The organism is Vibrio coralliilyticus ATCC BAA-450, assembly GCF_000176135.1.
In the GTDB taxonomy this organism is placed as follows: Bacteria; Pseudomonadota; Gammaproteobacteria; order Enterobacterales; family Vibrionaceae; genus Vibrio; species Vibrio coralliilyticus.
Genome location: NZ_ACZN01000017.1, coordinates 803027 through 823036, shown reverse-complemented (window position 1 = coordinate 823036; position 20010 = coordinate 803027). Strand labels below are relative to the sequence as shown.

The window sequence follows — 20010 nt, the reverse complement described above, 5'->3', positions numbered from 1 at the left end:
AGGAAATATTAAGCAATCTGATCGTGCCACGCACTGGCAGATAATGACAGCTTACTCGCGAATTGTGCCATCGAGTCTTGATCTGTATCGCGAAAAAACTCAGTGGTTTCTTCCCCTTAGCGGATTTTTTTCAACTAAATTGTATGTATGTGAAATTTTCTTATTGATTTCCCTATCTTGTTAACCATGGCGTAGCAATAAACGCCATGGATAGTTAGCCGGCCTATGCGAGTAGCGCTGAACATTTGAAGAAGTATTGCTGAGGTTAGAGATGGAGTTAGCAAATCAGATACAGGCATGGTTGTACGCTGGGCATACATCAGTCGCAATGCTGTTTGTTGGCATCATCCTGCTTTCTTATTTACTGGAAGACTTAGCCATCGTGACCGCGGCAACGCTCGCAGTACAAGAGCTAATGCCAATGAGTATGGCGCTAGCGGCTATCTTCGTTGGGATTGCTACAGGAGATCTTGGCCTCTATCTGATGGGGAAAAGTGCACAACGTGTACGCTTCCTACGATATCGAATTTTCCAATATCAACGTGTCCGTCAAGTGAAGAAGAAACTTCACCAGAGCGCGTTTATCACCCTGTTTATTGTTCGTTTCATTCCTGGCCTACGCACGGTGGGCTTCACGCTAAGTGGTTTTCTTGATGTGCCTATGATGCGATTTTTTGTCGCGGTGATTGGTGCAACAGGGCTTTGGACTGCTTTGATTTTTGGTTCCTTCTACCAGTTAGGCAGTGTGGCCTGGCTGAAAGAGAGTCACGTAAGCTGGGTGCTGATTCCGGCAGGTCTATGCTTAATGTGGATGCTCAATAAAATTATTACAAAAACATTCTTAAGAGGCTCTTATGACACAGCTCGCTAATGTCGAAATGATTCCACAAGGAAAGGTCAATGCGGGAATGCCAGTTCTCCATGAACCGAAAAGAGTCATCTCGCCATTTGAATTTTTACCAGCTTGGTTCGTTTATGCGCCTGTGGTTATCCAAAGTGCAGCATTAAGCCTGTATCACAGAGATTGGGCACTGCCGCTGATTGCTAACCCTGCGATCAAACTTAGCGGTATGGTTGGAGAATCCAAACACGACATTTTCAGCGCGGCTGGAGATATTACGCGCCAGTGGATTTTGCCTTTCATTACGTTGGAGAAATCTGACACCAACGAAGCGCAATTGTTTACACAAGCAAAAGAACAACTCAAACAGCAAGGAATTACTTACCCTCTTGTGGCAAAGCCTGATTTGGGTTGCCGAGGGGTTGGGGTCAAGTTGGTGAATGGCGACCAACAACTCAAAGACTATATCGCTCAGTTCCCTTCTCAAGGACGCTTTCTGTTGCAAGTTCGCTCGGACTACAGTGCTGAAGCGGGCATATTTTATGTCAGACAACCGGGAGAGGAGCGAGGCAAGGTTATTTCCATCACTCTTAAATACTCCCCACGTGTGACGGGTGATGGACGCTCTTCACTCAAACAGTTGATTGAACACTGTCCACGTGCAGGCAAACTTCAGCATTTGTATTTGCCTCGTCATAGCGAACATCTCGATGTGGTTATTCCGGAAGGGGACGAGTTTCAGTTGGCATTTGCGGGCAGCCATTCGCGTGGTTGTATCTTCCGCGATGGCAATCAATTCATCACGGAGGCTCTCGAACAAAAGCTGGACGAAGTTCTCGGTGATTTTGAAGGCTTTAACTACGGTCGTCTGGATGTGAAATTTAAAGATATCAATGCATTAATGCGTGGTGAAGCGTTCGACATTCTCGAAATCAATGGCGCGAGTAGTGAAGCCGCGCATATCTGGGACAGCGACACATCACTGTCGCATATCTTCAGTACGCTGCTTAAGCAGTACCGTTTGCTTTATCAAATTGGCTCTAAACACAAACAGCAAGGCCATCAGACGCCTTCTCTGGGTGCGCTACTACGGGCGTGGCGAGAAGAAAAATTGCTGACTCAGCTTTATCCCATGACCGATTAATAGCTCTGCGCAGGAAAAATGTTTATGAAGAATACTTCGACGCTTTCAGCCATGCTTGCTAAATCTCAGACTTCTCAGGCCGTTGTCGGCTGCATTGAGACGCTCAATCAGGGCTACGAGTTTTTAGAAACGTTGCAACCGGAAGATTATACTTTTATCGCCCAACCTCATGTGAGCAGCTCGATTGGTGAGCACTACCGTCATTGGCTCGACCTGTTTCATGCTATTCGTTTGGACCGTGACAAAATTGATTACAACGTTCGCCGCCGCGGTCATAACGTCGAGCGAGATATTAATGTCGCTAAGCAGGAGATAGCTGAGCTGATTGAATGGCTGTTTGGTTTACCAGCCAATGAACTGAATCAACCTGTTCAGGTTGAAACAGAAGTGATGCTCTCTCAAACGCATGTTGAAGAAGTCACTTCGACCTTTGTCCGCGAAATTACCTTCGCCGCGCTCCACGCTACTCATCACTTTGCGATGGCGAAAGTCGTGGCATCGTTAAGAGGCGTGGCATCAGATAGCCATTTTGGCGTCGCACCAACGACGGCAACTTACCAAAGGGCGCAGTAATCTATGTGTACATTATCTTGGGTTTACCATGGCAATAACCACTACGAAGTTTATTTCAATCGCGACGAGCAGCGTTCTCGCCTGCCAGCGCTTGAGCCACAAAGTCTGGTCATTGATGGTGTGCACTGTGTGATGCCGATTGACCCTGTGGGTGGAGGCAGTTGGATTTCCGCCAACGAGCACGGTGTTACTGTGTGTTTGCTTAACTTCTACCAAGGGAAGACACCAAAAGGTCCGCTAACCAGTCGGGGTATGATCATTAAACGTCTTGCTAGCAGTTGTTCCAGTCAGACTGTCGATGCTCGATTGTTGGAAATGGAACTCACACACTTTGCACCTTTCACTGTGGTTTCTTTCGATACACGCAGAACAGCGAATGAAACCGTGTTATGGACTTGGGATGGGGAGCAGCTTACGCGTTCACATGCGTTTGCGCCGATAGTCTCGGCGGCTTTGCACTACGAAGACGCGAGACAATATCGCCTAAGTTTGTTTAACGAATTAGTGTTGACGACGCCAGATGAAGAGATAGGTAAACGCTTTCATCAGACGTTTGATGACAGCTATCCGCACCTTTCTCCTCTTATGGAAAGAAATGACGCTCGCACTGTAAGTTTTACCTCAGTTGTCGTGTCTTCTACTAAACAAGAGATGAATTACCAATCAATCGACAATCATCGCAATGTTGATTTTCGAACGACACAAAGTTGTTTGAAGGCCGACGTTGTAGAACAAGGAGTCTTCAAATGAAGAAGTTATTTGCCCTTTTAATCATGTTAGTCAGTTTCCCATCTTGGTCAGCAGATAAAATTTACACCGGAATATTCAGCAGCAAAGCAGTGAGCGGTTATGACACGGTTGCCTATTTTACCGAAGGTAAACCTGTTAAAGGAGACAGCAAGTGGCAAGTCGAATATGAGGGCGCTGACTGGTATTTCTCTTCTCAGGAAAATTTAGACAAATTTAAAGCAGACCCTGAAGCTTACGCTCCTCAATATGGCGGTTACTGCGCGTGGGCGATTTCAGCTAAAAACGATTTTGCGTCAGCGGATCCAAAACAATGGGCGATCGTCGACGGTAAGCTTTACCTGAACTATGACGCAGAAGTGAAAAGCTGGTGGGATGACGACCGTGCTGGTCACATCAAGCAAGCTGATATCAATTGGCCAACTTTAGTTAACTAACAAGGATTTCCCTCTATGAAATTTTCTCCGATTAAGCATATTCCTTCAGCGTTTATTGCCTTTGTTTTTATTCAATCGTTGTTCTTCAAGTTCTCAGGCTCTTATGAGACGGATCATATCTTTGGCACGCTAGGGGAATGGTCAGGGATTGAATGGTTTGGTGTTTACGGTGGTTACTTAATTGGCTTTTCCGAGCTGATTGCCTCAATCCTGCTGTTTACTCGCTTACACGGTGTTGGTGCGGCAATGAGTGCAGGTATCATGACAGGTGCGATTTTCTTCCACCTATTCACTCCACTAGGCATTGTTATGCCCGAGTTCAACGCTATGGGTGAGATTGTTGGTGACGATGGTGGTTTGCTATTCGGTATGGCATGTATTGTTTGGTCGTGCGGTGTATTCCTGTTCATCCGTGATGTGAAAACGGAAGGAACGTTTACGCATAACTTGCTAGCAAAAGGAGCTTAATATGTTGGATAGTCCTTTCAGATTGCCGCGAAAAACGCCGTTTGGTATTGGTGAGTCAATGGTGGAGTGGGCAACGGGTTTATCAACGCTCGACGCACTCTACAAGCAAGATATCTTGCCGGAAGACAGCTTTGAGTTTATGCAAGAAGCGCTCAACCGAATTGGCACCCAGTATGAAGTTGACCATGGCAGTCTGGAAAATATCCCCGCCGAAGGTTCGGTGCTGATTGTTGCTAACCATCCGTTTGGTGGCATTGAAGGGATAATTCTCGCGTCTCTGATTTCTAAGGCGCGAAAGGACGTAAAAGTGCTGGCGAATGAACTGCTAAAACGCATTCCTGAACTGGATGACCTGTTCATTGGAGTGAACGTATTTGGTGGAGAACAAGCCAGACAGACCAACAGAAAAGCGATCAAAGAAGCCAATCAGCACCTCAAAGAGGGTGGGGTGTTGATTATCTTCCCTGCGGGCGAAGTCTCTGCTTGGCAGGCGAATGAAAATAAAATCACCGATAAAGCGTGGAGTAAGTCCGTCGCTAAGTTTGTGAAGCATGCCGAAGCGACAACGGTGCCGGTTTTTATCAATGGTATGAACAGCAAGCTCTTCTATCAAGCGGGACGAATCCACCCTTTGCTGAGAACGGCGCTACTTGGACGTGAACTGCTCAACAAATCAGGGCAGACGATATCCGTATCAATCGGCAATGCTATCCCATTCTCAGAAATCAAAGGTTTTGAGGATGAAGAAGATATTACCCAGTACTTCCGCCTGAACACGTATTTAATGGGCAGTATGGGAAAGCCACAGATGTCTGCACTACAGACGGATGATGCCGAGCCAATCATTGCTCCTGTAGGTGTTGCCACATTGGAGAATGAGTTGTCGCAGATTGAACAATACAAGCTCCTCGAACAAGGTGACTTTGATGTTTACTGCGCTCCAACGGATGTGATTCCGCACATGATGCAGGAGATTGGCCGTGTGCGTGAAGAGAGCTTCCGTGAAGTCGGTGAAGGCAGCGGTTTATCGTGCGATATCGACAGATTTGACCCGCACTACCATCAGTTGTTTGTCTGGAACCGAGCGAACCAAGATTTAGTGGGTGCTTATCGCTTAGGTCTTGTAGATGAACTGATCGCTAAAGGTGGGATAGAGCAGCTATATTCCACCAGCCTGTTCAACTATGACGAAGCGTTTGTTGATACTTTGGGGCAGTCGATTGAGCTTGGGCGTTCCGTGGTGTCGAAACAATACCAACGCAATATGCACTCCTTACTCCTGTTATGGAAAGGCATCGCCAAGTTTGTTGAGCGCCATCCGAAATACACACATTTATTTGGTCCGGTCAGTATCAGCAATGATTACAGCCCGGTCGCGAGACAGCTGATTGCATCGGTAATGTCTGTCCATTATTACGATGAAGAGAAAGCAAAGCTTGTATCGCCAACAACACCACTAGAGAAAAGTGGTCAGGAATTCTGGCGTCCGGACATGCTGAGTTCATTGGCTGATTTACCGTTGCTCTCTAAAGTGCTGAGTCGCCTTGAGCAAGGTATGGGGTTACCTGTGTTACTGAGACAATACCTCGGAATGAACGGTAAACTGGTTTGCTTTAATGTTGACCCTGCCTTTAACTTTGCGCTGGATGGCTTGATTGTCGTCGACCTGACTTCGGTACCAGTCAGAACATTAGGTAAATATATGGGGCGGGATGAAGCGAAAGCGTATCAAGAGATTCATTCTGCACAACTAAGCAGTGAACAGTCTCACTAAACTCATCCATGAGTCTAAGCCGCGATAATCATCGCGGCTTTTTAATTGTCTATCGATATAGCTTTCGAGTATTAACCAGAAACAACCGAGCTATCCTGAACCTCAGCTTTCGCCATACAATCCTATGGTTGAAAGGGAAATTTATGCATAAATCTATTCTTCTTGTCGCTGCGCTCACTGCGTTTGCCGCTAACTCATTTTTCTGTCGGTTTGCTCTCGCAAATCACGCTATTGATCCTGGCTCATTTACTTGGATTCGTTTGGTGTCTGGGGCGGTGACGCTATGGCTTATCTTAGCTTTCAGAGGCCAGATGAACTACCAATTTGTCAGCGACAGAGCCAGTTGGTGGGCTGGGGGAGCACTGTTTGGTTATGCGGTAAGCTTTTCATTCGCGTATACCCAGCTCACTACAGGGACGGGAGCGTTGATTCTATTCGGAATGGTTCAGATGGCACTGATTGCTTTCCATTTGATGACAGGTAACCGCCTTAAAATAGGTGAGAGCATTGGCATTGGTATTTCTCTGACGGGGTTTGTTGTGCTTATGTTGCCGTCTGCCGAGACACCCAATTTCGGTTCCGCTGCTTTAATGTTGATCTCAGGTATTTGTTGGGCTGGGTTCACATTGCTGGGCCGTAATACTGCCAATGCTGCTCAGTCGATAACTCATGGTTTTTTGGTGGCGAGCCTGATGGCTCTGATGCTCAGCCCCGCATTACTCTCATTGGAGTCTGTCACTGCGCAGGGAGCCATGTGGGCGCTACTGTCTGGGGTGTTCGCATCAGGGTTCGGTTACATTCTTTGGTATCAGGTTCTAAGGCAACTCTCCGTTCTTCAAGCTTCTGTTTCTCAGTTGGCGGTACCTGTGATTGCGTTTATTGCGGGTAGTTTACTACTTGGTGAAACGATCACTCTAAATGCAGTCATGTCGTCATTGCTGATTTTAGGGGGCATCGCGCTGATTTTTACTGCTCGTTTCAGGAGTTAACTCTCGTTTTTGTTATGTGTCTCAGTAACGCGCTGAAATCAAAGCTAAATTATGGAGAAGAAATATGAATTTAATGAGAAGTAATCGATGAAAATCTGGATGATGCTGGGGCTTGCTTTAATCTCTCTGAGCGCTTTTGGACAGCCACCACCTGAGAGTGACAGTGCATTTATTGACGTTAATGTGACGCTGGAGTTGGACGGGATAGAGAATTCCATCGATCAAACTCGTGCATCGTTGGATAGCATTGCGGGTGCTCTCGATGGTATTGCGCACAGTGATAATCTGACCGAACAACAAAAGCAGACGTTGAGTGAGACTATTTCCAACCTCAATCAACTGGTCTCCATCTCCAGAGACTCCGTTGCTAGCTTCCCTGCCGCTATTCAGCACTCGCAACAAGTTGTCAGTGAAAAGAGTCAGCGATTTTTCGACGATTTGCAGTTTAAGATCGTGTTGATCGTCGCTTTAGTCGGTGTCATCTTGATCGCTGCCATCGGTGCAGTGTACTGGCTATTGCTAAGACCACTTCAGAGTACGGTATTCAGTGCAACACACAATGTGTCTCAGATGGCTAAAGCCCTTAAAGTGACCGCAGAGGCAGTTGAACGCTGTTCCAAGAGGCAAGAAGAAATCACGCAGCAACTCGCAGAACTGTCGGAGAAAGAGAAAGCCGCAGTGATAATCGAAGATGAGAAAAAGCCCGAAAACGACGGTGACGGGCTTTAAATTGATGCGCTTTAAAGCAGCTTGTCCTTAATGACTTTAAGGACGCCATTCTCTCGATTACTTGGTGCGCGGAATCGAGCGGTCTGCTTAATGGTGTCGTGAGCATTCTCCATGGCGTAGGAGTGGTAGCTCTCTTTGAGCATTTCTAAGTCATTTAGGTAGTCGCCAAAGCTCATGGTTTGTTCATGACTAAAGCCAAGCGTTTGTTGGAGATGTTTAATGGCTGCGCCTTTTGAAGCCTCTGCATTCATCACATCCAGCCAGATCTTAGCACTCACAACCACTTGATGATTGTCACCAAAGTGCTCGTTCATGGCAGGGAACACGAGTTCTTCAGTTCCATCGAAGTGGCAAATGGCGATTTTAATGAACTCTTCTTCAACGCTGAGTAGATCTTCAACATACTCGCAGCGGTGGTAATACTTGGCAAACTCTTCCAACGCTCGAGGGTCTTGCGTTTCGATGTAAGCTGAGTTTTTACCGCAAAGCACAATGTGTGTTCCACTAATTGTTCGTGCTTGCTGAATGATGGCTTCAATGGCACTGCCATCAATTGTGCAGCTGTAAAGCTCTTTGCCTTGGTGCATGACCAGCGTGCCGTTTTCAGCGACAAACATCATACGATCTTTAACTGGAGAGAAAGTCTCCATCAGGCTGTAATACTGACGCCCCGATGCCGCTGCAAAAATGATCTGTTTCTGTTCAAGCTGCTCGTATAGTTCGAAGAATTCAGGGTTTAGCTGGCTGTTTTCATCCAGCAGAGTGCCGTCCATATCGGCAGCGACGAATTTGATATCTGAAAGCGACATGTTGTGTTTACCTAAAAATGCAGAAAGCGAAGGGCTTGGAAAATACTCAAGCGAATATCAGGTAAAGTACAGGAAATTGTGACGATCTCAAGCAGAAATGCAGAACAGGAGTCAGTCAGATTGTGGCCTGAGGTAGTCAGGCCACACAGTCTGAGAGTATTGCTTAATAATCCTGATAGGCCCCACTTTCTACCATAGCAGTCTGGAGCATTTTGTGCAGGCGTGAGCCTGGCTTGAGGGGATTGCCATACTGACTGGCTAATACGCTATTTTTGATTGAGACCGACATATAGTAATTTACCGCAGTTACCAGTTTATCGGACTCTCTGCGTGTTACTAAGTTTTTCAGTGTTCTGACAGCGTGTTTGGATTGGCTGCTTTGTCGAAATTTAGTTGCGCCATCGTATTTCGCCAATGCACCTGAAATGAGGTTGATAAAGTAATTGTTGTCAGACACGTTATCTTCACCAATTACATAATCAAAGATAATCTCCGGATAAGCTTGGCTGGCACCAGTGATCATAAATTCATTGTTGCCACTGGATATATTCCAGAAGTTGTTGTTGGTACCTCTGGAAATGACCGAATCATAACCCAGCTCTTTGGCGTGATCTGAACTCACTTTTCTAAAATCATTCCTGGCAGATGTGAATGGAATCGCTTTATGGATAAGGTGAGGAAACAGTTTAGAGTGTCCAAGGCAAACTCTGGAGATTAGTGCTGTTTTACTGAATTTTCGGCCTGTATTATCTCTGCAAAAACAGCGATAGTCACCACACTGTGGACAGGTCGAATAGGTCATAATCTTCGAGAAATTGTCTGAGAAATATGCACCTTGACCAAGCATCCCATAGCAACCTGTTTTCGCATTTTTCTTCCCTAGGTCTGGTCTGAACCCTCCACCTGCAATTAAATCACCGATATAAGGTGAGGTGCCGTGAAAGAGCATCAACTCGCCATTTCTTCGATTAAGCACCGGTGCACAGAAGTCCGTATATTCTGTGTCATTTTGAAACTTAGACTGGAATTTGGTGGCACCAATTTTATTAGCTGAGTTTTCGCCAAGTGAGTAATTGGTATTGAGAAACGCTTTATATGTCGCTAGCAACTCTTTGTTATAGATGATTTTCAAAGAACGAATCGAGATATTTGCTGACTCTGGAGGTTTAACATCGCCCTTACCTTCTTTCATTCTCCGCGTCATTCTCGAAACGATCATTTCGCTATTTTGAGGGTTGTTTTTCATCTCATAGGCATAGTGCATACGAGCGTTTTCAGCAGTCGGCGAAACAACTTTTCTTGCAGAGATATTTTCGTTAACAAAGTCTTCAACGTGTTTAAGAAAAGGGTGACCACTTGTGAGTTCTAGATAGATATATTTGCCACTTTCTGGCGATTTCCAAGAAGTTTTAATCTCGCCCCAGTAATTTGGAAGCTCAGAGCTTAGATATTTTGCGTAATCGGTAATCATATTCTTCAATACCCCGTCTAGAACTTTACTTTAATCGGTATTTTTTAGATGCGTCTGCTTGCCTAGAGCACCACAGCTGTTGCTCATTTGTCAACCAGTCATTATGTGCGAATACTCCTACACAATATGAACAATAGCGCATTATCAAACCCAGTAAGGAGTGAGTGATTCGCTATCAATATCTGGTTAGACCATTAATCCCAAGTAGGAGTATTTTGGTTTGCTATTCAAGGCTCCAAATCCTCTGTTCACCTGATCAGAAATTGGCTTGACGGATTAAGCGCTATATATACAATAAATATACACTTCGTATATAAGGCGTATAATATTGGGTATTGTCAAAATTTCAGATGAGCTGCATGAAGAGATCAGAAAAGCCAGCTCCGTGATGTCTCGTTCGATTAACTCTCAGGCAGAGTTTTGGATCAAAATGGGTATGTTGGCAGAGCTACATCCTCAGCTGTCGTTTAATCAAATTATTTCTGACCTGATGAAGTCGGCAGAAGTCTCAGCAGCCAATGTGGCATCAGCGGAAGGGGAAACGGTTGAATAACAGCGTCATTATCAAAACGGCGGCAGAAGCAGAGTTAATGCGTGAATCTGGTCGCCTGCTTGCTGAGGTGTTCCATATGCTCGATAGCTACGTGCAACCCGGCGTATCGACGATGGACATTAACAATAAGGTGGAAGACTTTATTGTTAATGAGTTGAAAGCCCGCCCTGCCAGCAAAGGGCAGTATGACTATCAATACGTGTTGAACTCTTCGATCAATGAAGTGGTTTGTCATGGAGTCCCGAAAGCTTCCCAGTTTTTGAAACCTAAAGACATTATCAATCTGGACATCACACTGGAAAAGAACGGCTTTATTGCAGATTCAAGCAAGATGTACGTGATGCCTGATGCCACTCCGTTAGCGAGAAAGCTTGTTGAAGTGACTTGCACCGCCATGTGGCAGGGAATCAAACAAGTGAAGCCCGGAGCCACTCTGGGGGATATCGGTCATGCGATTCAAAGTTATGCTGAATCTCATGGCTACAGCATTGTTAGGGAATATTGTGGGCATGGCATTGGTCGCGAAATGCATGAAGAGCCTCAAGTACTTCACTACGGAATCCCCAATCACGGGCTGACTCTAAAAGAGGGCATGGTTTTCACCATTGAACCTATGATCAATCAGGGAACAGCGAGAGTAAAAACAAAGAAAGATGGCTGGACGGTGGTGACCCGTGATAAAAAGTTGTCTGCCCAATCTGAACATACAGTTCTGGTAACCAGTACGGGTTATGAAGTGCTGACGCTGCGAAATGAAGAGAAGTCCTGTGCTTAGCGTTGTGATAGAGTTGACGTGAGTGGGGTTACGTATCATTTGAGTCAATGTATTGGTTGCTTATGTATTTAATAAGTCGTTACACAACTCGACATTTTAGCGCTTTACATCTCGCGCTAAGCAATGAACACTTCCCCCAAAGTAAATAGCAGCCGACATAATAGAGTTAGTAGGAAATTATGAGCAACACGACGGCGAAAAAGTCGAATCCATTATTTGAGATCCTTTTTAACGTATTCATCCCTTCATTCATATTGATGAAGTTTAGTGGTGAAGAGCACCTAGGCACGGCAATGGCGCTTGTGGTCGCTTTGCTTTTCCCTATTGGTTACGGCGGTATGGATCTTATCCGTAATAAGAAGTTCAACTTCATTTCCGCGCTTGGTTTTGTCAGTGTGTTACTGACGGGCGGCATCGGTCTGTTGGAGCTTGACACGCGTTGGTTAGCTCTAAAAGAAGCATTGATCCCTGGCCTGATCGGCTTAGCGGTATTGGGTTCTACTTTCACTCGTTACCCGCTAATGCAGAAGATGCTCTTGAACGACACGGTGTTAAACCTTTCTTTGATCACCAAACGCCTTGAAGAAAACGGTAAATCTCAAGAATTTGAGCGATGCCTGATGTCATCAAACTATCTATTCGCCAGTACCTTTGCGTTTTCTTCTGCGATGAACTATTTCCTCGCAACTTGGATTGTCACCAGCCCTGCTGGCACGCCTGAATTTAACGAACAGCTGGGCAAGCTCACTTTGTACAGCTACCCAGCCATTGCGATTCCAAGCATGTTGATGATGTTCGGTATTTTCTATTACCTATGGCGTCAAATCCGAGCAATGACTTCTCTTGAAACCGAGCAGATATTCCATACCAACAAGTAGATATCGCATCGGTAGATTCAAGCCGAAGAACATAGATACACCAAACAAGCCTGAGCGGATAAGCGTTCAGGCTTGTTTGTTTTTGACTGGCATGAACAGCATTAGAGGCTGAAATAGGTGCAGCGAAGGAATAAAGCGGGTTTTCCTCTGATAGCCTAAAATGTAGAGTCTAACCCCGCTTAAGGTGTGGCTGCCTAGAGAATTACATGACTTTTAGCGACTATTGCATAGAGATTGCACTTTTCTTGTGAAAGAGATTCAAAAAAGGTGGACTTCGCAAAGCCGTTGTAACATCCTGCCACTCCAATTCATTCAACCACAAATAATGAGACGAAGTGCCTGCTGAAATGTTAATCAGCCTCCCGTATCTCATTAAAGTAGTAAGGAGTTCAACTTGAACCTATTTGTAAGAGATCTTACCGTTATCGATTCTTCATTCATTTGTGAACACAGAGGCATCGTGGGAGATAGTTGGATTTTAGATGCGACCTTGTCGGGTGAGCTCAATGAAATGAGCATGGTGTTAGACTTTGGCAAGGTAAAGAAGCAGATTAAACACCTCGTCGATCTGCATGTTGATCACCGTCTGCTGGTGCCGATGAAAAGCGCTGCTGTCGTTCACAACACAAGCAAGCCCGGTTATGCCACACTGGATGTCATGCGTGACAACAAAAGCATCCACCTTCAATGCCCGAATGAAGCGTACTGCTTAATTGATGCAGAAGAGATCACTATCGAAAGTCTGACTGAGCACGTTTATCACATCCTCCGTGATAACCTGCCAAGCAACGTGACGGGACTAGAAATCACACTTCGCCACGAAAATATTACCGGCGCGTTTTATCACTACACTCATGGCCTTAAAAAGCACGATGGTAACTGCCAGCGCATTGCGCATGGTCACCGCTCTCCGGTTGAAATATTGGTGGATGGTCAGCGTGATAGTGAGAAAGAAGCGGCGTTCGCAAAACGTTGGGAAGATATCTATTTAGGTTCTGTTGAAGATCAGGTATCTGTAACGAGGCTAAATTTGAGCTCAAATGCCCAACTTATCTCAGACGAGAGCCATTATGGGTTCCGCTATACTGCGCCACAGGGCGAATTTGAGTTAGCTATTGCGAAGAGTGAAACCGAAATTCTGCCAACTGATACTACAGTAGAACTGTTAGCTGGCTACATCGCTGATCAAGTAAAGCCAAGCCTAGAGTCTAATCAATCCTTGCAGATCATCGCTTATGAGGCGTAGGCAAGGGTGCCATGGCGTTCCGCTAGTCGAATTAAGTCGCTTATAGCCCGCTTCGCGTTTCATTTATTACAGCGCTTACTCGCTCAACGTTCTCTGGAGAGAAGGTTGAGCATCTTATCTGGCGGGCTTACCTATCTCTCTTCTTGAAGACCAGCGATTGGTTTTCATGCTAATGCCTTTCAAACTCAATGAGTTGCACTCGGCGCCTGCCACCTTTGTTTAAAGCTTATACATTCATCTCGGTAAATCTTGGGCCGCAAGCTGTTTTTGTTTTTCTATTTGTTATGTTATAACATTTCAATGGTTATCCTTGCTGCTATCAATCGATAACAGGCAAGGTTGTAAAAGGAATACGATACGTTTGCCGCATAGGAGGTCATGCAATGAATGCAGTTGTCGCTGAACCGATGGTCATCAGTACCCAAGATACGTCAATTGAGGTGCCCAGTTTCAGTTTAGGGGAGCAACCGACTGTGTTGGGAGACATCTATCAGGACGAGGTCAACATTGCGATTTGGCGACGTCACTTTGATCAGGCATTTGTTGATGATGTAAGCCAATTTGTTGCTGCAAATCCGAATCTCAGCAAATCTCTGACTCTATCGCCAGAATCGGCTTATGAAGCGCTAGATTACGCGACAGATGGCACCGCGCCTAAAAAGCTATTAGAAAACATGGCTGAGCTGGTTGATATGTTTTGCTATCTGTTCGACATAGAGCAGGCAGGCCTGCGCTTAGCGACACTAAGCGGCGCTATGTGCCCACGTTTTCATGTTGACCAAGTGCCTTGTCGTTTAGTGACCACATACCATGGTGTTGCGACTCAATGGTTACCCAACCACGTACTCGATCGCACAAAACTAGGACGTGGCGCCAACGGACAGCCGGATTCAGTCTCTGGTTTATATCGTCAGGAGTCGGATATTCAGCAGCTTGTTTGCGGCGATGTCGCGCTGCTAAAGGGTGGACGATGGGAAGGCAATGAAGAGACAGGCTTAGTACATCGCTCGCCTTCGAATGTGTCTGATCAACCAAGGTTACTGATGACGTTGGACTTCGGCTAAGCCGCTTGATGGCATGCAAATAAAAAAGCCAGTAACTGTGGTTACTGGCTTTTTCGATCGTATCGAGTCGACGGTATAGGGCGGATTAGATTTTGAATGAACCCACATGGCTGTCGAGCACTTGTGAAAGCTCTGCGAGTTGCTGACTGGATTGCTCAAGCTGTTCGCTGGCACTAAGGCCATGTTTCACTGAGTTGCTCACTGTGTCCATGTTCATGTTGATCTCATTGGCCACGGTAGATTGCTGCTCTGTGGCGGTTGCTACTTGCGTATTGATATCCAAAATGGTCATCACTTGGGTTGTGATTTCTTCCAGTGATTGTCGTGCCAATTGAGTTTGTGACGTACCCTGAACAATCAAGGTTTTACTATTGTTCATTGAGCTCACTGCACTTTGAGCTTCGGTTTGCAGTTGATTAATCATCGCATCAATCTCATCGGTCGACTGAGCGGTTTTGGTTGCTAGATTACGTACTTCATCAGCAACAACAGCAAACCCTCGACCAGCTTCACCGGCACGAGCTGCTTCGATAGCAGCGTTCAAAGCCAATAAGTTGGTTTGCTCAGAAATCCCTCTAATCACATCGAGAATAGAACCAATCGACTGAGTATTCTCGGCCAAGCTGACGATGATATTCGACGTGCTGTTCATCTCGGTTTCTAAGTTGGTAATCGCAGTGGTCGTGCTCTCGATGGTTTTGTGGCCCTCTTGGGCTTCATTTGTTGCTGTGCTCGCAGCATTTGCGGCGCCAGCGGCATTGGATGCGATTTCATTGACCGTCGCGATCATCTCGTTCATTGATGTCACAACCAGCATGGTTTGTTCGTTTTGCTCTTGTCCTCTTGTCAGTGCTTGTTGAGATTGTTGACGAAGAGCGATCGCCGAGTTGTTAAGTTCCGCGCCAGTGCTGACCACTTGAGAAATGATCTCATGGACTTTGCTGACAAAGACGTTGAATGCAGAAGAAATCTGAGCGACTTCGTCATTTCCTTTAATAGGGAGGCGAACCGTCAAGTCACCGTTCCCTTGAGAGATATCATGCAGAGCATTTTTCAGTACCGAAAGAGGTTGCATCAACTTGCCCAGCAGAAGGAAGAGCAGCGCCACACAAATCACAAAGATCACCACCATAGATGTCAACTGATACGCCACAATACCATTGGTTGCCTGACTGACTTCGGTAATAGGAATACCAATGTCAAAGGTGCCGTATAGCTTACCGTCAACATAGATTGGCGCCATAATGTCGTACACCCATACTTGTTGTACATCTGCATACCATTTCGAGTATTGCTGCACGCCTCTCGTTGCTCCATCTACGGTGTAGCTGTCTTCATAAGTTTTATTGAGCTTCTGTTTGTCACTGTGAGCAACGGCGGTGACATTGCTATCGATAACAATCGCATAGCTAACATCAGAGCGTTGTTTCAGCTTGCTGACTAACGCTTGCAGGTCTTTAAGAGGTTGTTGTGAGTTTTCAAGAATGTAGCCTGCATTGCCAGCGAGGAATTCGGCTTGGACTTGTGATTTATGGAGTATGATCTCATCGATTTTCTGGCTGGATATGAGGTAGGTTGAGATCATGCTGGCGGCCACCGCAATGCCAAACATGATACAAACCGCGATTAGGATTATTTTCTTCATTCTGAACGTCTCTATGCAAATCTGCTTAATAATGTTTGTTGATGCCCAATAAAAGATAGCTTTTATGATAAGCAACAAATCTTATAGATAGTTTGTCTGCATAAATTTCAATAACTTTAGTTATCAGAATGAAAACTCTAATTTGGTGTCACACTTTTGTGAAGTAACGTCCATGAATTATCGGGGTGTCTGTGTTGTCGGAAGGCGGAGCTATAGATTGTTTTTCATGTACCAACCATAGGCAATGACTGCACACCTATTGAGCTAGCGGAACGGCCAACTTAATACCGGTTGATTGCTCTGTTGAATTTTGAACCCTACCAATTCTCCAGATGCCAGATGGTCTTTCCCCAACAGTGAATAAAGAGATACGCCTTAGTGTGAGAGTTCTGAGACAAGTAATGCTTCGTCATTTCTTTCTTGTCGAGTAGTACAGCAATAAGGACGGAAGTCGTTATTTTAACGCCTTATTACGTTAGTGGCTCAAGACAAACTGCCGGACAATACTCTCCATTTGTCGGGAGTATGTATGTTACTGTCAAAGGACATGAGTCGTGGCGAAGCACTCAAAGTCATGCTGCAGAGTGAGCGTCGTCAAATCGCCTTTTCATTGGGCAGCGCCGTCATGTGCAGTCTGGTAGAAGTCGTGCCTTGGGTATGTTTGTTTCTTTCTCTCGAAGCCATGGCTTCTGGAGAATCTCCAATTCTATATCTGCTTGTATTCGTTATTGCATTGCTGTGGCGTTACGGGTTGTACGCTTTTGCGGTTTGGCTGGCGCATTTAGCAGCGTATCAGATTATTCAAAAGACACGTCAGCACATTGTTCGTGCTTTAGCATCCATGAAGATCGAACAACTCCGAAGTCAGAAACGAGGAGATATCGAAAAGCGTTTGTCAGATGACTGCCAAAGTCTTGAGCCTCTCATTGCCCATCATGGCACTGACGTGATTAACGGTCTTTTGATGCCAATATTGCTCACCATTCTGATGGGTTACATAGACTGGCGTCTGGCGCTTATCGCCCTGTTACCACTGCCTGTGGCACTGGGCGTTCAGATCATGTTGATGAGTGGATTCCGTCATCGCCAAGAAAAATACATGCAGATCGTTGCCAATATGCATCAAGCGCAGATGGAGTTTTTGCGTAGTATTGGCGTAATGAAACTGTTCTCAGTAGATGCAGATTCTTATTTGGCACTTAGCCGCACAATTCGCTCACACAATAAAATTGTGACTGGCTATACTCGCATGATGGTTGGGGCGTGGGTGACTTTTGTCACTCTGGCTCAGGCATCACTCATGTTGGTTGTACCTGCGGCGATAGCATTTGTGCAAATGGGACAGTTGTCGCATGCAGAATTGGTTATGGTGGTATGTATCAGTGCGGGTATTTTAAAACCTTGGCTGGATCTAACTCAGGTCTTTTCTCAGATCCAACAATCTTTTGTTGCTGTCGATCGCCTGTTACCTTTCTTTCATACTACTCAGACTGTCGTACCAAGTTACGATGCACCGCTTGAGAGCCTATCCTGCGCTCAGTTGACTCTTTCTCGCGCCGACAACCCGCTATTAAACGAAGTCAATGTTGAGTTTTATCCTGGTGAACGGGTGACGATCGAAGGGGAGTCTGGAGTAGGCAAGAGTTCCTGGCTGATGACCTTGAGTGGGGCTCTGACAGCGGACGGCGGTGAGTGGCATGTGAATGGCGTATCAATGAAGGATTGGGATGATGTAACACGCAGCCGTTATGTTGCTTCCGTCGATCAACAGGTGGTGTTCTTCTCCGGTTCATTACGTGACAATCTTTCACTGGTTAGAGAGGCGTTAAGTGATGATGAGCTGTGGTCACTGCTGTTGCTCATGAGACTGAAAGAACTAGTTCTGAAATTGCCGCAAGGCCTAGATTCACCTATTGGAGAAGCCCAGCGTTTATTCAGTGGTGGAGAAATGCAGCGATTAGCGATCGTTAGGGCTGCGTTAGCCAAAACCCCCGTTTTAATTTTAGATGAAGCGACAGCGCATCTTGATCAAATCTCAGAACAAACGGTTCTGGAAGGACTTCGTCAATTTCACCCTGAACAGATTCAGTTAATTATCAGTCACCGTGCGACTCGTGTTCAGCAGGTTAATCGCCGTTTACGAGTGGAGGCAGGGGAAGTGCAGGAGAGTCGTCATGACTAATATTCAGATCTTGATACGTCATAGTGGTATCAGTGCGCGGCAGTTCTGGATTGGACTTGCCGGAAAGCTTGTGGTTGAGGCATTACCTCTGTTGGTGTTTGGGGCATTATTTGCTTGGCTTTTGGTCCCCGAGTTGGTTTCTTGGATGACGATAGGAGTCATATCACTGATGGTGGTGGCGGGCCAATGGTGGGTTGGTCAGAGTGCCAAGCAGACGTTTCTCGGCGCCTATGAAATCACCCATGGGCTGAGAAGCCAGTTGTTGACTGATATTCGAAGACAACCGCTTGCAGCACTAAAAGGGAAACGTTTAGGTGAAAAAATGAAACTTCTGACTGCAGATTTGAAGCAGTTTGAAGATATATTCAGTCATCTGTTAGCGGATTTCATTTCGGCGTGGGTCGCGCCATTCGCGATGCTACTGGTGATTAGCTTCATTCATCCTGTATTGGGTGCTGTGACTTTGGGAACGTTTGTTCTGGCGCTGGGTGCGTTAGCTCTCGCAGAAAGGACATTCAGTCAACGGGCAAAGCACCAGCACAGCATGAATACTGAAGTCTCCAGTCGACTTCTGGAATATGTCGATTGTCTGCCAATGCTTCGTGGATTTGCTCAAAGTGAGCGTCTGGCGGAACCACTGTGTGAAAAGATAGAGCAACAACGAGCCGCGGGTCTTGGTCTGGAGTGGGCTGGGGGAATGGGTGTTCTTATCGCCACATTGATTACGGAGCTTGCGCTGGTTTTGAATCTTGGCCTCGCAAGTATGTTCCTACAATCTAGTCAGCTGACATGGCCGGAATGTTTAGTCGTGATTGTGGCCAGTGTGATTTGTATTCGCCCTTTAACCCGTATGACAGTATACGCTGCTTTATTACGATACATGCTTAATGCTGCCGACCGCCTACTGGCGCTCGCTCAATTGCCACAACAAACAGCGAAAGGGGTTGCGCCGATTCATCATGACATCGTGATTGATAACATGCACCTTTCCATTGATGAGCAAAGGATACTGAGTGGCGTAAATGTCACTATCCCTGAAGGACATCGTGTCGCTTTTGTTGGCCCAAGTGGTGCGGGGAAATCCAGTCTTCTGGATGCCATAGCCGCTTTCCATATCCCCTCTTCGGGAACGGTGAATATTGGCGGACGCAGTATTGATGAGATCGGAACACATCACTGGTATAAGCTGATTTCATATGTCACGCAAGATGTTCAACTGCTCGGTGGCAGTTTGCGTGACAACCTGTTACTTGCTAAACCAGAAGCGAGTAATGAGGAGTTGCAACAAGCTATTGAGGCTGCGGGTCTGGCTGCCTTTGTTGCGGGTTTACCTGAAGGTCTTGATACACATATTGGTGAAAACGGTAACCAATTGTCTGGTGGAGAACGTCAGAGGGTCTCAATTGCTCGTGCGCTGCTGCATGATGCGCCGATTCTCTTATTGGACGAGATTACCTCGGCTCTCGACGAGACTACGCAAAACGAGGTGTTAGAGTCGATTGCTCGGTTATCTGAAGGAAAGACCGTTATTACAGTCGCTCACCGGTTAGAAACCGTTCAAGACGCGGATACGATTTACTATTTAGATAATGGTGAAATTACCGATTACGGAGCGCATGACACGTTGATGGCTGAAAAAGGGGGTTATCAACAATTGTGGCAAGCCGGTCAAATCGCCTAGCCGC

Annotated in this window: 18 protein-coding genes and 1 pseudogene; 16 read left to right on the top strand and 3 right to left on the bottom strand. The window is 46.0% G+C overall.

Annotation, left to right across the window (positions count from 1 at the left end):
* The first annotated feature begins 271 nt into the window (after nucleotides 1-271).
* The 9 genes from VIC_RS18815 (at nucleotide 272) to VIC_RS18775 (ending at nucleotide 7702) form a co-directional block, all read left to right on the top strand.
* On the top strand, nucleotides 272-871 hold the full coding sequence (locus VIC_RS18815; protein WP_006961789.1) for a DedA family protein: 600 nt from the start codon (nucleotides 272-274) through the stop codon (nucleotides 869-871).
* Nucleotides 855-1985 (top strand): hypothetical protein, encoded by a 1131-nt coding sequence (locus tag VIC_RS18810; RefSeq protein WP_006961788.1) that lies wholly within the window; start codon nucleotides 855-857, stop codon nucleotides 1983-1985. The genes VIC_RS18815 and VIC_RS18810 overlap by 17 nt, the downstream gene beginning before the upstream one ends.
* Nucleotides 1986-2009: 24 nt before the next feature.
* On the top strand, nucleotides 2010-2558 hold the full coding sequence (locus VIC_RS18805) for a hypothetical protein (RefSeq protein WP_006961787.1): 549 nt from the start codon (nucleotides 2010-2012) through the stop codon (nucleotides 2556-2558).
* A 3-nt stretch (nucleotides 2559-2561) separates the two neighbouring features.
* Entirely contained in the window at nucleotides 2562-3308 is a 747-nt protein-coding gene (locus VIC_RS18800; protein WP_006961786.1) for an NRDE family protein, read from the top strand.
* Entirely contained in the window at nucleotides 3305-3742 is a 438-nt protein-coding gene (locus tag VIC_RS18795) for a YHS domain-containing (seleno)protein (protein ID WP_006961785.1), read from the top strand. Before VIC_RS18800 ends, VIC_RS18795 begins: the two co-directional genes overlap by 4 nt.
* 15 nt (nucleotides 3743-3757) lie before the next feature.
* Entirely contained in the window at nucleotides 3758-4210 is a 453-nt protein-coding gene (locus tag VIC_RS18790; protein WP_006961775.1) for a hypothetical protein, read from the top strand.
* Between the two features lies 1 nt (nucleotide 4211).
* A complete protein-coding gene (locus tag VIC_RS18785; RefSeq protein WP_006961773.1) occupies nucleotides 4212-5984 on the top strand; it encodes a lysophospholipid acyltransferase family protein in 1773 nt (590 codons plus the stop codon).
* 143 nt (nucleotides 5985-6127) lie between these two features.
* Nucleotides 6128-6973, top strand: a complete 846-nt coding sequence (locus tag VIC_RS18780; RefSeq protein ID WP_039952198.1) for a DMT family transporter — start codon at nucleotides 6128-6130, stop codon at nucleotides 6971-6973.
* Nucleotides 6974-7060: 87 nt separating this feature from the next.
* Nucleotides 7061-7702, top strand: coding sequence for a hypothetical protein (locus tag VIC_RS18775; protein ID WP_006961770.1), 642 nt, complete (start codon nucleotides 7061-7063; stop codon nucleotides 7700-7702).
* An 11-nt stretch (nucleotides 7703-7713) separates the two neighbouring features.
* Here VIC_RS18775 and VIC_RS18770 read toward each other — a convergent pair whose 3' ends face one another.
* The gene (locus VIC_RS18770) at nucleotides 7714-8511 is read right to left on the bottom strand and encodes a Cof-type HAD-IIB family hydrolase (RefSeq protein WP_006961768.1); all 798 of its coding nucleotides are present in this window, start codon (nucleotides 8509-8511) and stop codon (nucleotides 7714-7716) included.
* 163 nt (nucleotides 8512-8674) lie between these two features.
* Entirely contained in the window at nucleotides 8675-9982 is a 1308-nt protein-coding gene (locus tag VIC_RS18765) for a poly(ADP-ribose) polymerase family protein (RefSeq protein ID WP_006961766.1), read from the bottom strand.
* 328 nt (nucleotides 9983-10310) lie between these two features.
* On the opposite strand from VIC_RS18765, the gene VIC_RS18760 reads away from it, so the two are divergent.
* The 5 genes and pseudogenes from VIC_RS18760 (at nucleotide 10311) to VIC_RS18740 (ending at nucleotide 14498) form a co-directional block, all read left to right on the top strand.
* Entirely contained in the window at nucleotides 10311-10535 is a 225-nt protein-coding gene (locus VIC_RS18760; protein WP_006961764.1) for a ParD-like family protein, read from the top strand.
* Nucleotides 10528-11310: a type I methionyl aminopeptidase gene (gene map / locus VIC_RS18755; protein WP_172974080.1), complete on the top strand. Its 783-nt coding sequence runs from the start codon at nucleotides 10528-10530 to the stop codon at nucleotides 11308-11310. The genes VIC_RS18760 and map overlap by 8 nt, the downstream gene beginning before the upstream one ends.
* 179 nt (nucleotides 11311-11489) lie before the next feature.
* On the top strand, nucleotides 11490-12188 hold the full coding sequence (locus VIC_RS18750) for a VC0807 family protein (protein WP_006961757.1): 699 nt from the start codon (nucleotides 11490-11492) through the stop codon (nucleotides 12186-12188).
* A 394-nt stretch (nucleotides 12189-12582) separates the two neighbouring features.
* Nucleotides 12583-13460: pseudogene (locus VIC_RS18745) on the top strand (6-pyruvoyl trahydropterin synthase family protein).
* A gap of 357 nt (nucleotides 13461-13817) precedes the next feature.
* Nucleotides 13818-14498 (top strand): DUF1826 domain-containing protein, encoded by a 681-nt coding sequence (locus VIC_RS18740; RefSeq protein ID WP_006961755.1) that lies wholly within the window; start codon nucleotides 13818-13820, stop codon nucleotides 14496-14498.
* 85 nt (nucleotides 14499-14583) lie between these two features.
* Here VIC_RS18740 and VIC_RS18735 read toward each other — a convergent pair whose 3' ends face one another.
* Nucleotides 14584-16143: a methyl-accepting chemotaxis protein gene (locus tag VIC_RS18735; protein ID WP_006961754.1), complete on the bottom strand. Its 1560-nt coding sequence runs from the start codon at nucleotides 16141-16143 to the stop codon at nucleotides 14584-14586.
* A 529-nt stretch (nucleotides 16144-16672) separates the two neighbouring features.
* Here VIC_RS18735 and VIC_RS18730 point away from each other — a divergent pair.
* A complete protein-coding gene (locus tag VIC_RS18730) occupies nucleotides 16673-18325 on the top strand; it encodes an ATP-binding cassette domain-containing protein (RefSeq protein ID WP_006961753.1) in 1653 nt (550 codons plus the stop codon).
* The gene (locus VIC_RS18725) at nucleotides 18318-20006 is read left to right on the top strand and encodes an ABC transporter ATP-binding protein (protein ID WP_039952194.1); all 1689 of its coding nucleotides are present in this window, start codon (nucleotides 18318-18320) and stop codon (nucleotides 20004-20006) included. Before VIC_RS18730 ends, VIC_RS18725 begins: the two co-directional genes overlap by 8 nt.
* Nucleotides 20007-20010 lie beyond the last annotated feature (4 nt).

What these genes read in the sequence shown, in the direction of transcription:
- VIC_RS18735 (WP_006961754.1), bottom strand. Translation starts at nt 16,143, where the DNA reads ATGAAGAAAATAATCCTAATCGCGGTTTGTATCATGTTTGGCATTGCG.
- VIC_RS18790 (WP_006961775.1), top strand. Translation starts at nt 3,758, where the DNA reads ATGAAATTTTCTCCGATTAAGCATATTCCTTCAGCGTTTATTGCCTTT.
- VIC_RS18805 (WP_006961787.1), top strand. Translation starts at nt 2,010, where the DNA reads ATGAAGAATACTTCGACGCTTTCAGCCATGCTTGCTAAATCTCAGACT.
- VIC_RS18750 (WP_006961757.1), top strand. Translation starts at nt 11,490, where the DNA reads ATGAGCAACACGACGGCGAAAAAGTCGAATCCATTATTTGAGATCCTT.
- VIC_RS18730 (WP_006961753.1), top strand. Translation starts at nt 16,673, where the DNA reads ATGTTACTGTCAAAGGACATGAGTCGTGGCGAAGCACTCAAAGTCATG.
- VIC_RS18795 (WP_006961785.1), top strand. Translation starts at nt 3,305, where the DNA reads ATGAAGAAGTTATTTGCCCTTTTAATCATGTTAGTCAGTTTCCCATCT.
- VIC_RS18770 (WP_006961768.1), bottom strand. Translation starts at nt 8,511, where the DNA reads ATGTCGCTTTCAGATATCAAATTCGTCGCTGCCGATATGGACGGCACT.
- VIC_RS18725 (WP_039952194.1), top strand. Translation starts at nt 18,318, where the DNA reads ATGACTAATATTCAGATCTTGATACGTCATAGTGGTATCAGTGCGCGG.
- VIC_RS18785 (WP_006961773.1), top strand. Translation starts at nt 4,212, where the DNA reads ATGTTGGATAGTCCTTTCAGATTGCCGCGAAAAACGCCGTTTGGTATT.
- VIC_RS18800 (WP_006961786.1), top strand. Translation starts at nt 2,562, where the DNA reads ATGTGTACATTATCTTGGGTTTACCATGGCAATAACCACTACGAAGTT.
- VIC_RS18765 (WP_006961766.1), bottom strand. Translation starts at nt 9,982, where the DNA reads ATGATTACCGATTACGCAAAATATCTAAGCTCTGAGCTTCCAAATTAC.
- VIC_RS18740 (WP_006961755.1), top strand. Translation starts at nt 13,818, where the DNA reads ATGAATGCAGTTGTCGCTGAACCGATGGTCATCAGTACCCAAGATACG.
- VIC_RS18780 (WP_039952198.1), top strand. Translation starts at nt 6,128, where the DNA reads ATGCATAAATCTATTCTTCTTGTCGCTGCGCTCACTGCGTTTGCCGCT.
- VIC_RS18815 (WP_006961789.1), top strand. Translation starts at nt 272, where the DNA reads ATGGAGTTAGCAAATCAGATACAGGCATGGTTGTACGCTGGGCATACA.
- VIC_RS18810 (WP_006961788.1), top strand. Translation starts at nt 855, where the DNA reads ATGACACAGCTCGCTAATGTCGAAATGATTCCACAAGGAAAGGTCAAT.
- VIC_RS18775 (WP_006961770.1), top strand. Translation starts at nt 7,061, where the DNA reads ATGAAAATCTGGATGATGCTGGGGCTTGCTTTAATCTCTCTGAGCGCT.